Source organism: Streptomyces sp. 7-21, assembly GCF_016741785.1.
GTDB lineage: Bacteria > Actinomycetota > Actinomycetes > Streptomycetales > Streptomycetaceae > Streptomyces.
This window is the reverse complement of the sequence record NZ_JAERRL010000002.1, coordinates 21,296-36,671: the sequence shown is the minus strand read 5'-3', so window position 1 is coordinate 36,671 and position 15,376 is coordinate 21,296. Positions and strand designations below refer to the sequence as shown.

The 15,376-nt window shown below is 71.4% G+C and carries 15 protein-coding genes; 3 read left to right on the top strand and 12 right to left on the bottom strand.

The window, feature by feature from the left end; all coding sequences use genetic code 11:
* Positions 1-11 precede the first annotated feature (11 nt).
* From nuoK to JK356_RS02155, 11 genes are all read right to left on the bottom strand, one after another.
* Positions 12-311: an NADH-quinone oxidoreductase subunit NuoK gene (gene nuoK / locus JK356_RS02205; RefSeq protein ID WP_201865768.1), complete on the bottom strand. Its 300-nt coding sequence runs from the start codon at positions 309-311 to the stop codon at positions 12-14.
* Complete coding sequence (locus JK356_RS02200) at positions 308-1,240, bottom strand: NADH-quinone oxidoreductase subunit J (RefSeq protein ID WP_201865767.1); 933 nt, start codon at positions 1,238-1,240, stop codon at positions 308-310. The genes nuoK and JK356_RS02200 overlap by 4 nt, the downstream gene beginning before the upstream one ends.
* The gene (nuoI, locus tag JK356_RS02195) at positions 1,237-1,932 is read right to left on the bottom strand and encodes an NADH-quinone oxidoreductase subunit NuoI (protein WP_236670635.1); all 696 of its coding nucleotides are present in this window, start codon (positions 1,930-1,932) and stop codon (positions 1,237-1,239) included. Before nuoI ends, JK356_RS02200 begins: the two co-directional genes overlap by 4 nt.
* Entirely contained in the window at positions 1,925-3,316 is a 1,392-nt protein-coding gene (gene nuoH, locus JK356_RS02190) for an NADH-quinone oxidoreductase subunit NuoH (RefSeq protein ID WP_201865766.1), read from the bottom strand. Before nuoH ends, nuoI begins: the two co-directional genes overlap by 8 nt.
* On the bottom strand, positions 3,316-5,856 hold the full coding sequence (locus tag JK356_RS02185; RefSeq protein ID WP_201865765.1) for an NADH-quinone oxidoreductase subunit G: 2,541 nt from the start codon (positions 5,854-5,856) through the stop codon (positions 3,316-3,318). The genes nuoH and JK356_RS02185 overlap by 1 nt, the downstream gene beginning before the upstream one ends.
* Complete coding sequence (gene nuoF, locus JK356_RS02180; protein WP_201865764.1) at positions 5,853-7,211, bottom strand: NADH-quinone oxidoreductase subunit NuoF; 1,359 nt, start codon at positions 7,209-7,211, stop codon at positions 5,853-5,855. Before nuoF ends, JK356_RS02185 begins: the two co-directional genes overlap by 4 nt.
* A 3-nt stretch (positions 7,212-7,214) precedes the next feature.
* Positions 7,215-8,117 carry an NADH-quinone oxidoreductase subunit NuoE gene (gene nuoE / locus JK356_RS02175; RefSeq protein ID WP_307815364.1) on the bottom strand — a complete coding sequence of 301 codons (903 nt, stop codon included), beginning with the start codon at positions 8,115-8,117 and terminating at the stop codon, positions 7,215-7,217.
* Positions 8,114-9,466 carry an NADH-quinone oxidoreductase subunit D gene (locus tag JK356_RS02170; RefSeq protein ID WP_201865763.1) on the bottom strand — a complete coding sequence of 451 codons (1,353 nt, stop codon included), beginning with the start codon at positions 9,464-9,466 and terminating at the stop codon, positions 8,114-8,116. Before JK356_RS02170 ends, nuoE begins: the two co-directional genes overlap by 4 nt.
* Positions 9,466-10,191 (bottom strand): NADH-quinone oxidoreductase subunit C, encoded by a 726-nt coding sequence (locus JK356_RS02165; RefSeq protein WP_201865762.1) that lies wholly within the window; start codon positions 10,189-10,191, stop codon positions 9,466-9,468. Before JK356_RS02165 ends, JK356_RS02170 begins: the two co-directional genes overlap by 1 nt.
* A gap of 70 nt (positions 10,192-10,261) precedes the next feature.
* Entirely contained in the window at positions 10,262-10,816 is a 555-nt protein-coding gene (locus tag JK356_RS02160) for an NADH-quinone oxidoreductase subunit B family protein (protein WP_201865761.1), read from the bottom strand.
* 31 nt (positions 10,817-10,847) lie between these two features.
* On the bottom strand, positions 10,848-11,207 hold the full coding sequence (locus JK356_RS02155; RefSeq protein WP_201865760.1) for an NADH-quinone oxidoreductase subunit A: 360 nt from the start codon (positions 11,205-11,207) through the stop codon (positions 10,848-10,850).
* Between the two features lie 299 nt (positions 11,208-11,506).
* Between JK356_RS02155 and JK356_RS02150 the strand changes: the two genes are divergently transcribed.
* The 3 genes from JK356_RS02150 (at position 11,507) to JK356_RS02140 (ending at position 13,931) form a co-directional block, all read left to right on the top strand.
* Positions 11,507-12,289: a sulfite exporter TauE/SafE family protein gene (locus tag JK356_RS02150; RefSeq protein ID WP_201865759.1), complete on the top strand. Its 783-nt coding sequence runs from the start codon at positions 11,507-11,509 to the stop codon at positions 12,287-12,289.
* A 275-nt stretch (positions 12,290-12,564) separates the two neighbouring features.
* Positions 12,565-13,404: a C40 family peptidase gene (locus tag JK356_RS02145; RefSeq protein ID WP_201865758.1), complete on the top strand. Its 840-nt coding sequence runs from the start codon at positions 12,565-12,567 to the stop codon at positions 13,402-13,404.
* A 191-nt stretch (positions 13,405-13,595) separates the two neighbouring features.
* Complete coding sequence (locus JK356_RS02140) at positions 13,596-13,931, top strand: hypothetical protein (protein WP_201865757.1); 336 nt, start codon at positions 13,596-13,598, stop codon at positions 13,929-13,931.
* A gap of 106 nt (positions 13,932-14,037) precedes the next feature.
* Here JK356_RS02140 and JK356_RS02135 read toward each other — a convergent pair whose 3' ends face one another.
* Positions 14,038-15,330 carry a geranylgeranyl reductase family protein gene (locus JK356_RS02135; RefSeq protein WP_201865756.1) on the bottom strand — a complete coding sequence of 431 codons (1,293 nt, stop codon included), beginning with the start codon at positions 15,328-15,330 and terminating at the stop codon, positions 14,038-14,040.
* Positions 15,331-15,376 lie beyond the last annotated feature (46 nt).

Genomic DNA, 15,376 nt, shown 5'->3' with positions numbered 1-15,376 from the left:
CCCTTACCGCTTCACAGCTTCATCAGGCTGGCGTCGTCGACCGAAGCCGAATGCCGGGAGCGGTAGACCGACACGATGATCGCCAGCCCGACCGTGACTTCTGCCGCGGCCACCACCATGACGAAGAACGCCATGATCTGACCGTCGAGATTGCCGTGCATGCGGGAGAAGGCGACCAGCGCCAGACTGGCGGCGTTCAGCATCAGCTCGATGCACATGAACACCACGATCGCGTTCCGCCGCAGCAGCACCCCGCAGGCACCGATGGTGAACAGCAGGGCGGCCAGGTAGAGGTAGTTCTCCGGACTCACTGACGGGCCTCCTCGGCTCCGCTGCCGTCGCTTGTCTCTCCGTTCTCGCCGTCGCGCCCGCGGTCACCGCCGCTGAGCTGAGCGAGCGCGGCGCCGTTCCGCAGGCCGGAGGGCGCGCCCGGCAGGGGGCGGCCCTGCTGGATGGCGGTGCGCCGCTCGATGCGCGCGACCCGGCCGACCGTCTCGTGGTGCACCTCGCGGACCTGGCCGCGGGCGCGCAGCGTGCGGTTGACCGTGACCTCGGCGGGCGTGCCGTCAGGCAGCAGGGCGGGCAGGTCCACCGCGTTGTGCGTGGCGTACACGCCCGGCGCGGGCAGCGGCGTGATCTGCTTGCCCTCGCGGATGCGGGCCTCGGCCTGCTCACGCTGCGACTTGGTGCGCTCGATCCGCTCGCGGTGCGTCAGCAGGGTGGCGCCGAGCGCCGCGATGGTCAGCAGCACGCCGGTCACCTCGAACGCCACGACGTAGCGGGTGAACAGCAGGCTCGCCAGGCCCTGCACGTTGCCGCCGGAGTTGGCCTCCGACAGGCCGGTGAACGAGCCCACCGACGCCTGCCCGATCCCGCTGATCAGCAGGATGCCCAGGCCCAGGCCGAAGCCCGCAGCCAGCCACCGCTGTCCCTTCAGCGTCTCCTTCAGGGAGTCGGTGGCCTGGACGCCGACGAGCATCAGCACGAACAGGAACAGCATCATCACGGCGCCGGTGTAGACGACGATCTGCACGACGCCGAGGAAGTACGCCCCGTTGGCCATGTAGAACAGCGCCAGCAGCACCATCGTCCCGGCCAGGCACAGCGCGGCGTGCACCGCGCGGCGCATCAGCACCGTGCCCAGCGCGCCGGCCACCGCCAGCGGGGCGAGGATCCAGAACTGCGCCGCCTCACCGGTCGACGTGGACGTCTCCGCCGCGAGCGCGGTCAGTGCGCTCATTTCCGCACCTCCGAAGGGGCCGTTCCGCCACGGCTGCCGCCGCCGTCGTTCTGCCCGTGCGGCGCGCCGGCGGGGTCGCGCAGCGAGGCGGCAGCCGCCAGCGCGTCGGTCTCCTCAACGGGCTCCTTGCCGCTGGGCCACTCGCCGCTGCCGGTGCGCACCTGCTGCGTCACCGTGCCGGGCGCGGCGCCGGTCACCTCGCCCCGGTAGTAGGACTGCTCGTCCGTGCCCGGGTACATCGGGTGCGGCGGGGCGACCATGCCGTCCTGGAGCCCGACGAGCAGCTCTTCCTTGGTGTAGATGAGCGACTCGCGGGAGCGGTCGGCCAGCTCGTACTCGTTGGTCATGGTCAGCGCGCGGGTCGGGCACGCCTCCACGCACAGGCCGCACAGGATGCAGCGCAGGTAGTTGATCTGGTAGACGCGGCCGTAGCGCTCGCCCGGGGAGTAGCGCTCCTCCTCGGTGTTGTCCGCGCCTTCGACGTAGATGGCGTCGGCGGGGCAGGCCCACGCGCACAGCTCGCAGCCGATGCACTTCTCCAGGCCGTCCGGGTGCCGGTTGAGCTGGTGGCGGCCGTGGAAGCGGGGCGCGGTCGGCTTCTTCTCCTCCGGGTACTGCTCGGTGAGCCGCTTTTTGAACATGGCCCGGAAGACCACGCCGAAGCCGCCCACCGGGTTGTGGAACTCAGGCATCGTCGCCCTCCTCCTTGGGTTCGGTCGGTGCGGCCGTTGCCTGCTGCCCGCCCTGGCCGGCTCCGGCGCCGGCCTTGGCCCGCTCGGCGCGCGAGGGCCGGCGCGGCACCGGCGGCAGCTTCTGGCCGGGCAGCGGCGGGACGGGGAAGCCGCCCGCCATCGGGTCGAACTCGGGCTCGGGCGCCGCGGCGGCGGCCTCCTCGGCGCGCCGCTCGGCGCGGTCGCGGAAGATGTCCACGACGAAGGAGAGCAGCAGCAGCACCAGCACGCCGCCCGACACGTAGAGCACGATGTCGCGGAACGCGTAGTCCTCGTTCTGCATGGCCCGGACGACGGCGACCAGCATCAGCCACACCAGGGCGATGGGGATGAGCACCTTCCAGCCCAGCACCATCAGCTGGTCGTAGCGCACCCGCGGCAGGGCGCCGCGGATCCACACGAAGAAGAAGATGACCGCGACCATCTTGATGGTGAACCACAGCAGCGGCCACCAGCCGGAGTTGGCGCCCTCCCAGAAGCTGAGCGGCGCCGGGGCGCGCCAGCCGCCGAGGAAGACCGTGACCATCAGCATGGAGACGGTCACCGTGTGGATGTACTCGGACATCATGAAGAAGGCGAACTTGATGGACGAGTACTCGGTGAGGTACCCGCCGACCAGGTCGCCCTCGGACTCCGGCATGTCGAACGGCGGGCGGTGCGCCTCGCCGACCATCGTGACCATATAGATGAGGAACGAGACCGGCAGCAGGATCACGAACCACCGGTCCTCCTGCGCGTCCACGATGGCCGAGGTGGACATCGAGCCGGAGTAGAGGAAGACCGCCGCGAAGCTGAGGCCCATCGCGACCTCATAGGAGATGATCTGCGCGGTCGCCCGCACGCCGCCGAGCAGCGGGTACGTGGAGTTCGACGACCACCCCGCGAGGACCGTGCCGTACACGGCGATCGCCGAGGTGGCCAGCACGTACAGCAGCGCGACCGGCAGGTCGGTGGCCTGGAGGACGGTCTCGGTGCCGAAGATGCTGACCGGGTCGTCCTTGGGCCCGAAGGGGATCACCGCGACGGCCATCAGGGCCGGGATCGTCGCCAGCGCCGGCGCCAGGATGTACACCGGCTTGTCGGCGCCCTTGACGGTGATGTCTTCCTTCAGCATCAGCTTCACGCCGTCGGCCAGCGACTGGAGCAAGCCCCAGGGGCCGTGGCGGTTGGGCCCGATGCGCAGCTGCATCCAGCCGAGCACCTTGCGCTCCATCACGATGCAGATGAGCACCGTGAGCAACACGAACGCCAGGCAGAAGACTCCCTTGAGCAGGATCAGCCAGAACGGGTCCTGGCCGAACACCGACAGGTCGGGCTCCTGCGCCAGGGTGGTGAGCGGCTGCATCAGGCGTTCACCTCCTCGCTGCTGTCAGCACTGTCCGCGGCGCCGCGCGCCAGGCGGACGACCTGGCCGGGAAGCGCCCCGAGGTCCGAAGGAACGCCGCCGCCCACGGAGTTCAGCGGCAGCCACACCACGTGGTCAGGCATCTCACGCGTCACCCGCAGCGGCAGCGTCACCGTGCCGGCCGGGCCGGTGACGGTCACGGGCTCGCCGTCGGCCAGGCCGCTGCCGTCGGCCGTGGCCGGCGAGACCCGGGCGAAGGCGGCGTGCCGGGTGCCCGCCAGCGCCTCGTCGCCCTCCTGGAGCACGCCCTGGTCGAGCAGCAGGCGGTGACCGGCGAGCACGGCCTCGCCCGGGGCGGGGCGGGGCGGTTCGACGGGCGTCGCGGTGGGACCGAGCGGCAGGTCGCCGGTCCACTCGGCCAGGCCGTCCAGCTCCCGCCGCAGCGTGGGCCGGTCGGGCAGGCCGAGGTGCGCGTCCATGGCGTCGGCCAGCAGGTGCAGCGCGTAGGCGTCGGTCCGCACGTGCCGCCGCGTCATCTGGTCGGGCTTGATCGCCGCCGTGAACGGGCGGACGCGGCCCTCCCAGTTGAGGAAGGTGCCGTCCTTCTCGGGGGCGGCGGCCACCGGCAGCACCACGTGGGCCCGCGCGGTGACCTCGGAGGGGCGCAGCTCCAGGCTGACCAGGAAGCCGTCGGCGGCCAGCCGGTCCAGGGCGCGGCGCGCCCCGGCCGGGTCGGGCAGGTCGGCGACCTCGACGCCGGCCACCACGAGGCCGGACAGCTCGCCCGCGGCGGCGGCCGCGAGGATCTGGCTGGTGTCGCGGCCGGGCCGCTCCGGCAGGGCGGACAGGCCCCAGGCCGCGGCGATCTCCTGGCGGGCCTGGGCCGAGGACTCCGGGCGGCCGCCGGGCAGCAGCCCCGGCAGTGCGCCCGCCTCCAGGGCGCCGCGCTCGCCGGCGCGGCGCGGGATCCAGGCCAGGGCCGCCCCGGTGGCCCGCGCCAGCGCCACGGCGGCGGTGTATCCGCCCGGCACGGTCGCCAGGCGCTCGCCGACGAGGATGACGGCGCCCGGCTCGCGCAGCGCCCGCGCGGCCTCGCGGCCGCCCTCGTCCAGGGCGCTGACGTCGCCGGACTCGCCGGCGGCCAGCGCGGACATCCAGGACGTCTCGGTGCCCGGCGCGGCGGCCAGCAGCGTGCCGCCGGTCTTGGCCAGGCCCCGGGTGGTGTGCGTGGCCAGGGAGAACACCCGCAGGCCGCGCTTGCGGTAGGCCTTGCGGAGCCGCAGGAAGACGCCGGGGGCCTCCTCCTCGGACTCCAGGCCGACCAGCAGGACAGCGGGCGCCTCCTCCAGCGAGCGGTGCGTCACGCCGCTGCCGTCGAGGTCGATGCCGCGGCCGGCCACCTGCGAGGCGAGGAACGCGGCCTCCTCGGCGCTGTGCGCGCGGGCGCGGAAGTCGATGTCGTTGGTCTTCAGGGCGACGCGGGCGAACTTGGCGTAGGCGTAGGCGTCCTCGACGGTCAGCCGGCCGCCGGTGAGCACGGCCGCGCCGGCGCGGTCGCGGGCGGCGGCCAGGCCCTCGGCCGCCGCGGCCAGCGCCTCCGGCCAGCTGGCGGGCTCCAGTTCGCCGGTCTCCGCGGAACGCACCAGCGGCGTCGTCAGCCGGTCGGCGCCCTGGGCGTAGCGGAACGCGAAGCGGCCCTTGTCGCAGATCCACTCCTCGTTGACCTCGGGGTCCTCGGCGGCCAGGCGCCGCAGCACCTTGCCGCGGCGGTGGTCGGTGCGGGTCGCGCAGCCGCCGGCGCAGTGCTCGCAGACGCTGGGCGAGGACACCAGGTCGAAGGGGCGGGAACGGAACCGGTAGGCGGCCGAGGTCAGCGCGCCGACCGGGCAGATCTGGATGGTGTTGCCCGAGAAGTACGACTCGAACGGGTCGCCCTCGCCGGTGCCGACCTGCTGGAGCGCGCCCCGCTCCAGCAGCTCGATCATCGGGTCGCCCGCGATCTGCTGGGAGAAGCGGGTGCAGCGGGCACACAGCACGCACCGCTCGCGGTCGAGCAGCACCTGCGGCGAGATGGGGACCGGCTTGTCGAAGGTCCGCTTGGTGCCTTCGAACCGGGTCTCGGGGTCGCCGGTGGACATCGCCTGGTTCTGCAGCGGGCACTCGCCGCCCTTGTCGCAGACGGGGCAGTCCAGCGGGTGGTTGATCAGCAGCAGCTCCATCACGCCGCGCTGCGCCTTCTTGGCGACCGGCGAGGTCAGCTGCGTCTTGACCACCATGCCGTCGGTGCAGGTGATGGTGCACGAGGCCATCGGCTTGCGCTGGCCCTCGACCTCGACGATGCACTGCCGGCACGCCCCGGCGGGGTCGAGCAGCGGGTGGTCGCAGAAGCGCGGGATCTCGATGCCGAGCTGTTCGGCGGCCCGGATGACCAGCGTGCCCTTGGGCACGGAGATCTCGATGCCGTCGATGGTGAGGGTGACGAGGTCCTCCGGCGGCACCGCCTGCCCACCCGAGGTGGTGGATGCGGTGGTGACCGTCATGCGTTCACCTCCAGGTGAGCCGTGGTGTCGTTGCCGCTGCTGTCGGCCCAGGCGGTGGAGCGTGCCGGGTCGAACGGGCAGCCGCGGCCGGTGATGTGCTGCTCGTACTCGTGGCGGAAGTGCTTCAGCGACGAGGAGATGCAGGCGGCGGCGCCGTCGCCGAGCGCGCAGAACGACTTGCCGTTGATGTTGTCGGCGACGTCGGCGATCTTGTCGATGTCGCTGAGCAGGCCCTTGCCGGCTTCGATGTCCCGCAGCAGCTGGACCAGCCAGTACGTGCCCTCGCGGCACGGGGTGCACTTGCCGCAGGACTCGTGCGCGTAGAACTCGGTCCAGCGCGTCACGGCGCGGACCACGCACGTCGTCTCGTCGAAGCACTGGAGCGCCTTGGTGCCGAGCATCGAGCCGGCGCCCATGGCGCCCTCGTAGTCGAGCGGCACGTCCAGGTGCTCCTCGGTGAGCATGGGCGTGGACGAGCCGCCGGGGGTCCAGAACTTCAGGCGGTGGCCCGGCCGCATCCCGCCGCTGAGCTGGAGCAGTTCGCGCAGCGTGATGCCGAGCGGCGCCTCGTACTGGCCGGGGTTGGCCACGTGTCCCGACAGCGAGTAGAGGGTGAAGCCCGGGGACTTCTCGCTGCCCATGGACCGGAACCATTCCTTGCCCCGGTCCATGATGGCGGGAACCGAGGCGATGGACTCGACGTTGTTCACCACGGTGGGGCTGGCGTACAGGCCCGCCACGGCGGGGAACGGCGGACGCAGCCTGGGCTGTCCGCGCCGCCCCTCCAGGGAGTCGAGCAGCGCGGTCTCCTCACCGCAGATGTACGCGCCCGCGCCCGCGTGGACCGTCAGTTCGAGGTCCTTGCCGGGGCCGAGCGCGTCCTTGCCGAGGTAGCCGGCGTCGTACGCCTCGGCGACCGCCGCGTGCAGGCGGCGGAGCACCGGGACGACCTCGCCCCGCAGGTAGATGAACGCGTGATGTGAACGGATGGCGTGGCAGGCGATGATGATGCCCTCGATGAGGGCGTGCGGGTTGGCGAAGAGCAGCGGGATGTCCTTGCAGGTGCCCGGCTCGGACTCGTCGGCGTTGACGACGAGGTAGTGCGGCTTGCCGTCACCCTGCGGAATGAACTGCCACTTCATGCCCGTCGGGAAGCCGGCGCCGCCGCGGCCGCGCAGCCCGGCGTCCTTGATGTAGGCGATGACGTCGTCCGGCGGCATGGCGAGCGCCTTGCCCAGGCCCCGGTAGCCGCCGGCCCGCCGGTAGACGTCAAGGGTCCAGGAGCGCTCGGTGTCCCAGGTGGCGGAGAGCACCGGCGCCAGCAGCTTCTCGGGGGCGATCTTGTCGCTGGTCACGTCTCACTCCCCCTTGTCTTCCGTGGTGCCGTCCGTCGTGTCCCCGGTGCCGCCGGCCTTCTCCTCGCTGACCGGGCCGGCGGGGTGGCTGGGGTCCGAGGCGGAGCTGGGCAGCGGCGCGTCGTGCGAGCTGCGGTGGCTGGCGGGCGGCTGTCCGCCCGGCGCGTCCTGGCCGTTCGGCGGCTGCGCGGGCACGCCGGGGCGGGCGGTGACGCGGCCGGGCTCGGTCTCGCCCTTGGCCAGGCGCAGCCCGGCCAGCGAGGCCGGGCCCGCGCTGCCGGAGGCCTCGACGGCGCCGGGGCGGTCGTCGGGGAAGCCGGCGAGGATGCGGGCGGTCTTCTTGAAGTCGCACAGCGGGGCGCCGCGGGTGGGCGCGACCTGGCGGCCCGCCCGCAGGTCGTCCACGAGCCGCTTGGCGGACTCGGGCGTCTGGTTGTCGAAGAACTCCCAGTTCACCATGACCACCGGCGCGTAGTCGCACGCGGCGTTGCACTCGATGTGCTCCAGGGTGATCTTGCCGTCCTCGGTGGTCTCGCCGTTGCCGACGCCGAGGTGCTCGCGCAGCTGGGCGAAGATCTCGTCACCGCCGAGCACGGCGCACAGCGTGTTCGTGCACACGCCGACCTGGTAGTCGCCGGACGGCTTGCGGCGGTACATGGAGTAGAACGTCGCGACCGCGGTGACCTCGGCCGTCGTCAGCCCGAGCATCTCGGCGCAGAACGCGATGCCGGTCCGCGAGACGTAGCCCTCCTCGGACTGCACCAGGTGCAGCAGCGGCAGCAGCGCCGAACGGCTGCCGGGGTAGCGGGAGATCACCTCCTTCGCGTCCGCCTCGAGCCGCTCCCGTACCTCCGGCGGGTAGTCGGGCGCGGGAAGCTGCGGCATGCCCAGGTTCACGTCCGTCACCGGTCAACGCCTCCCATCACGGGGTCGAGGGACGCCACCGCGACGATGACGTCGGCGACCATGCCGCCCTCGCACATCGCCGCCACGCACTGGAGATTGGTGAAGGAGGGGTCGCGGAAGTGCACGCGGTAGGGCCGGGTGCCGCCGTCGCTGACCATGTGGACCCCCAGTTCGCCCTTGGGCGACTCGACGGCGGTGTACGCCTGTCCTGGCGGGACCCGGAAGCCCTCGGTGACGAGCTTGAAGTGGTGGATGAGCGCCTCCATGGAGGTGCCCATGATGTTCTTGATGTGGTCCAGGGAGTTGCCCAGGCCGTCCGGGCCGAGCGCGAGCTGCGCGGGCCAGGCGATCTTCTTGTCGGCGACCATCACCGGACCGGGCTCCAGGCGCTCGATGCACTGCTCGACGATCCGCAGCGACTGGCGCATCTCCTCCAGCCGCAGCAGGAACCGGCCGTAGGAGTCGCAGGTGTCGGTGGTGGGGACCTCGAAGTCGTACGTCTCGTAGCCGCAGTACGGGTCCGACTTGCGCAGGTCGTGGGGCAGGCCCGCGGAGCGGAGGATCGGCCCGGTGGCGCCGAGCGCGAGACAGCCGGCCAGGTCCAGGTAGCCGACGTCCTTCAGGCGGGCCTTGAAGACCGGGTTGTGCGTGGCGAGCTTGTCGTACTCGACGAGGTTCTTCCGCATGGTGGCGACGAACTCGCGCAGCGCGTCGATCGCCCCGGGCGGGAGGTCCTGGGCGAGGCCGCCCGGCCGGATGTACGCGTGGTTCATCCGCAGGCCGGTGATGAGCTCGAAGATGTCCAGGCACAGCTCCCGGTCGCGGAAGCCGTAGATCATGATGGTCGTCGAGCCCAGCTCCATGCCGCCGGTGGCGATGGCCACCAGGTGGGAGGAGATGCGGTTGATCTCCATCAGCATGACGCGGATGACGTTGGCCCGGTCCGGGATGTCGTCCTGGATGCCGAGGAGCTTCTCCACGCCGAGGCAGTACGCCGCCTCGTTGAAGAACGGCGTCAGGTAGTCCATGCGGGTCACGAACGTCGGCCCCTGCGCCCAGGTGCGGTACTCGAGGTTCTTCTCGATGCCAGTGTGCAGGTAGCCGATGCCGGCGCGGGCCTCGGTGACGGTCTCGCCGTCGATCTCCAGGATGAGCCGGAGCACGCCGTGCGTGGACGGGTGCTGCGGGCCCATGTTGACGACGATGCGCTCGTCGTCACCGGAGGCGACGGCCTGGGCGAGCTCGTCCCAGTCGCCGCCCGTGACGGTGTAGACGGTGCCTTCTGTGGTCTCCCTGGCTCCGGCTGGCGGGGTGGCCGTCGGCGGGGCCTGGGTGTGCGATGTCGGCATCAGGAGTACGACCTCCGCTGGTCGGGTGCCGGAATCTGGGCGCCCTTGTACTCGACGGGAATGCCGCCGAGCGGGTAGTCCTTGCGCTGCGGGAACCCCTGCCAGTCGTCCGGCATTATGATCCGCGTCAGGGCGGGGTGCCCGTCGAAGATCAGGCCGAAGAAGTCGTAGGTCTCGCGCTCGTGCCAGTCGTTGGTCGGGTAGACGTCGACGAGCGAGGGCACGTGCGGATCGCTGTCCGGCGCGCTGACCTCAAGCCTGATGATCCGGGAGTGCGTCAGCGACCGCAGGTGGTAGACCGCGTGCAGTTCGCGCCCGGTGTCCTCGGGCATGTGCACGCCGCTGACGCCGGTGCACAGCTCGAACCGCAGGGCCGGGTCGTCCCGCAGCGTCCGCGCCACGGCCGGCAGGTGGGCACGGGCGATGTGGAACGTCAGCTCGCCGCGGTCGACGACGGTCTTCTCGATCGCCTCCTCAGGGTCGATGCCCTGTTCCTCCAGGGCGCCCTCGAGTTCGTCCGCGACCTCGTCGAAGTAGCCGCCGTAGGGGCGGGAGCTGGGGCCGGGCATGCGGACGGTGCGCCGCAGGCCGCCGTAGCCCGAGGTGTCGCCGCCGTTGTTGGCGCCGAACATGCCCCGGCGGCGGGCGATGACCTCGCCTTCGCCGCGGACGGCGGGCTCCGCGCCGCCGCCTGTGCTTGTGTTCCCGTTCACCTGGTCAGTCATGGCTCACACCTCCTCGCGCCGCTGGCGACCGGGGCCGGCGGACGGACCGCCGGGCCGCGCCGCTGACGCGTCATCGGAGCAGCCCCTTCATCTCGATCGTCGGCAGGGCCTTCATCGCCGCTTCCTCGGCCTCGCGGGCCGCCTTCTCACGGTTGACGCCGAGCTTCTCCTCGCGGATCTTCTCGTGCAGCTTGAGGATGGAGTCCATGAGCATTTCCGGCCGCGGCGGGCAGCCCGGCAGGTAAATGTCGACCGGCACGATGTGGTCGACGCCCTGCACGATGGCGTAGTTGTTGAACATGCCGCCGGACGAGGCGCACACGCCCATGGAGATGACCCACTTCGGATTGGCCATCTGGTCATAGACCTGGCGCAGCACGGGCGCCATTTTCTGGCTGACCCGCCCGGCGACGATCATGAGGTCGGCCTGCCGGGGCGACCCCCGGAAGACCTCCATGCCGAAGCGGGCGAGGTCGTAGCGGCCCGCGCCCGTGGTCATCATCTCGATGGCACAGCAGGCGAGGCCGAACGTGGCGGGGAACACCGACGACTTGCGCGCCAGTCCCGCCATCTGCTCGACCGTCGACAGCAGGAAACCACTGGGGAGTTTCTCTTCGAGACCCATCAGCTGCGCCTCTCTTCCCGTGCCGTACCGTTCAGTCCCATTCGAGTCCTCCGCGGCGCCAGTCGTACGCGTAAGCCACACCGATCAGGCCGACAAAGACGAGCATCTGCACGAGCCCGAACATCCCCAGCGAGTCGAAGTGCACGGCCCACGGGTAGAGAAAGACGATCTCGATATCGAAAATGATGAAGAGCATCGCCGTCAGGTAGTACTTCACCGGGAAGCGGCCCCCGCCCTCCGGCTGCGGCGTCGGCTCGATCCCGCACTCATAGGCGGCCAGCTTGGCCCGGTTGTAGCGCTTGGGACCGACGATCGCGGCCAGGACCAAGGAGAAGACGGCGAAGGCGGCCCCGAGGGCGCCCAGCACGAGGATGGGAACGTACGCGTTCACCGCACCTCGCTCCTTCCAGTCAACGGCGACTGCCTGCGCGACGACCCCTGAAGATCATCGCTATGTGAGTCAGTTCACAAGGCTGGAGGCATCCTATGCCGGACCCCCTGTGACGTTCGACACGGGGTACAGGATCACCCCTGTGATCTCGCCCACGCGATCAGAACGTTACGCGATGGCACTGACACCCACAGTGGCCGAAACAGGGCATGCGAACGCGAGTCCGCAAATCCGCAAAGATTAAGGGCGCTTATACCTCATCGCGGGCGGTGCTTCGTGACCTCCTAGTGTCTCACCCTGTGCCCGACATATCTCTCACGACTGCCGTCCTGCTCTGCCTCGCCGCCGCGGCGGCCGGATGGGTCGACGCGGTCGTCGGCGGAGGAGGGCTGCTGCTCCTTCCCGCCCTGCTCATCGGCCTGCCCGCGGACCAGCCGCCCGCCTACGCCCTCGGCACCAACAAGGCCGTCGCCGTCACCGGAACGTCCATCGCCGCCGTCACCTACGCGCGCCGGGCACCGCTCGACCGCCGCCTGGCACTGCGCCTGGCCGGCCTCGCGGCAGCATCGGCGGCTGGCGGCGCACTGTTTGCGTCCGCGGTCAGCAAAGAAGTGCTCCAGCCCCTGATCATGGTCGTCCTGCTGGCGGTGGCGGCCTTCGTCGTCCTCCGGCCCCGCTTCGGGACGGCCCCCGCCGGGCCCGCGCCCTCGCGCCGCCGCAAGGCGGCCGCCCTGCTGCTGACCGGTGTGGGCATCGGCTTCTACGACGGCCTGATCGGCCCCGGCACCGGCACGTTCCTCGTCATCGGCCTGGTCGCCCTGCTCCGCCTCGACATGCTCCGCGCCTCCGCGACGGCCAAGATCGTGAACGTCGGCACGAACGCCGGCGCGCTCGCCGTCTTCGGCGGGGCCGGAACGGTTCTGTGGCCGCTGGTGCCGTTCATGGCACTCCTCAACATGGCGGGCGGCTGGGCGGGCGCGCGCACAGCGCTCAACCGGGGCAGCGGGTTCGTGCGGCTCGTGCTGCTCGTCGTCGTCACGGCGCTCGTCGCACGGCTCGCCTATGACCAGTGGTGGTCGTAGGTGAGACCACCATGTGAACGTGATGTGCACCACGGCGCTCTCCGGTAACGAGGCGGCAACATTGAACTGTCCGAGGGGCCTGTGCTAGCGGGGATCTGACGGTCGGACAATTTGGACAACGCGCAGGACAGCGCGGTAACCGGCTGGTAAGGAAGGACATCCCCACGAAACGGCACTTCGGACAAATAGCCCGTCAACTCCTCCCCAACCCCCGCACTGTGGCGGATCCCACGTCGATTGAGATCAAGCGGGCATGCCTGGTAGCCAGGGTGTCCATGTCCCGAACCACGTTCCCGAACCGTTACCGCGGCAGGCACCGCAAGCCGCGCCAGCCGCGCCCCTCGTGGCTGGTACGCGGCGGCGTCCTCACCGGCGTTGCCGGTACGGTCGCGGTGACCGGCGCGGCGTCGTCCACGGCGTCCGCTGAGGAGAACCCGAGCGAGACGTCGGCCGAACTCCCGGCCGTCGACCCGGCCATCGCCCTGGACGAGGTGCTGGCCGACACCGCCACCCGCGCCTCCGACGCGACCCACTCCTACGTCACGGAGACCGAGACGCGGCAGGCACGCGAGCAGGCCCAGCAGCGCGCCGTGGCAGAGGCCCGGCGCGAGGCCGCCGAGCGCCGGGAGCGCGAGGAGCGCCGCGAGCGCCAGGAGCGGGAGCGGCGCGAGGCAGCCGCCCGGGCCGAGGCCCAGGCGCGGGCACAGGCCCAGCAGGACGCCACGGCGCAGGCGCAGACCCAGTCCGCCCCCGTCACGTCGTCCTCCGGCTCCGCCGTCGTGGACTACGTCCGTGCTCAGCTCGGCGACGGGTACGTCATGGGCGCCACCGGCCCCGACGCGTGGGACTGCTCCAGCCTCGTGCAGGCCGCGTACGCCTCGGTGGGCGTCTCCCTGCCCCGCACCGCCGCCGAGCAGTCGGTGATGGGCACCCAGGTCTCCCTGGACGCCCTCCAGCCCGGCGACATCCTCTACTGGGGCAGCGCGGGCAGCGCCTACCACGTCGCCATCTACGTGGGCGGCGGCACGTTCATAGGCGCCCAGAACTCCTCGACCGGCGTGGTCGAGCGCTCCCTCGACTGGGACCCGCCCACCGGCGCCGTCCGCGTCAGCTGACGCCCGCCCGGACGCCGGGAGGCGCGTGCCCCGGCGCGCCGCGTCTCCCGGCGTCCGGCTCCGTCGCACCTGCGGCAAAGCCCCTCCCGCGCCGGCGTCCACCGTCCCCGTCGGGTAACTCCTCCCCCACGCCCGAGGACGGCATCGACCGCCGCGAGAGCGATCTCCCCACGACGAAGCCCTCATCAGCGGTGATCTGGAACGGCCCGCGCTCGGCTCCTGCTCCAGGTACCCTCCAGGCGGGGACCGGGGACGCCACGCTCCACCCGTCGCCGGGCGCATGCGCCCGCAACGGCGACGGCACGATCGGGCATCCGTACACCGCGGCCCAGGCCGGGGACACGCCGCCCTGCGGCCTCACGTACCACCGCGCCACGCACGGCACGGGCTCCTACCCGCTGACCGCCAGCCTCACCTGGGAGGTCACCTGGGAAGGCTCCAGCGGCAGCGGCGGCACCCTGCCGGACGGCATCTTCGAGACCACCCACGACATCACCGTCGAGGACGTGCCGGCCATCATCCAGTAAGCGGGACGCTCAGTCCGCCCCCAGTCCGCCGAGTCGCTGCTGGCATGGCCGCTGCTGGCATGGCGCAGGCGGCTCACGCGAGCCGCCTGCGCCGCTCAGCGTGTTGTCAGGACCTGGGGGTCACCTTGGTCAGGGCGTTGATGACGCGGTCCATGGCGTCGCCGCCCGTCGGGTCGGTGAGGTTGGCGAGCAGCTTGAGCATGAAGCGCCGCAGCGCGTCGCGGCTCAGGCCGTGTTCGGTCCCGAACTTCATGACCTTCGGGTTGCCGATCAGCTTCACGAAAGCGCGGCCGAGGGTGTAGTAGCCGCCGTAGGTGTCCTGGAGGATCTTCGGGTAACGGCGGAGGGCGAGTTCCCGCTGCCCGGGCGTCTGGCGGGCCAGCGCCTGGCTGACGACCTCGGCGGCGATGCTGCCCGACTCCATGGCGTAGGCGATGCCTTCGCCGTTGAACGGGTTGACCAGTCCGCCCGCGTCGCCGACGAGGAGCAGGCCGCGGGTGTAGTGCGGCTTGCGGTTGAAGGCCATCGGCAGCGCCGCTCCCCTGATGGGGGCGGTCATGTTCTCGGGCGTGAAGCCCCACTCCTCCGGCATGCTGGCGCACCAGGCCCGCAGCACCTCCCGCCAGTCGAGGTCCCGGAAGGCGGGCGAGCTGTTGAGGACGCCCAGGCCCACGTTGGAGGTGCCGTCTCCCATGCCGAACACCCAGCCGTAGCCGGGCAGCAGCCGCTCCTGGCCGCCCCGGCGGTCCCAGAGCTCCAGCCAGGACTCCAGGTAGTCGTCGTCGTGGCGCGGCGTCCGGAAGTACGTCCGCACCGCGACGCCCATCGGCCGGCTGGCGTCCCGGTGCAGCCCCATGCCCACCGACAGCCGGGAGGAGTTGCCGTCGGCGGCGATCACGACGGGAGCGCGGAAGGTGACCGGCTCACGCTCTTCGCCGAGTTTGGCCTCAACGCCCGTGATCCGCCCCGTCCTCGCATCGCGGACGGGCCCGCTGACGTTGCACCGCTCGTAGAGCCGGGCGCCCGCCTTCTCGGCCTGCCGGGCCAGCTGCTCGTCGAAGTCGTCGCGTTTGCGGACCAGTCCGTAGTCCGGGTACGAGGCCAGCTGCGGCCACTCGAGCTCCAGCCGGCGCCCGCCGCTGAGGATGCGCAGGCCCTTGTTGCGCAGCCAGCCCGCCTCCTCCGAGACGTCGATGCCCATGGCCACCAGCTGCTTCACCGCGCGCGGCGTCAGCCCGTCGCCGCAGACCTTCTCGCGGGGGAACGCCGTCTTCTCCAGCAGCAGGACGTCCAGCCCCGACTGCGCGAGGTGGTAAGCGGCCGTGGAGCCCGACGGCCCGGCGCCGACGACGATGACGTCGGCGGTGTGCTCCAGGGAAGCGGCGGTGGTCTCGGGCACGTTCGGCTCCCATCGCTTGCGAGTCGCTGACGTGCAGTCTACGGGC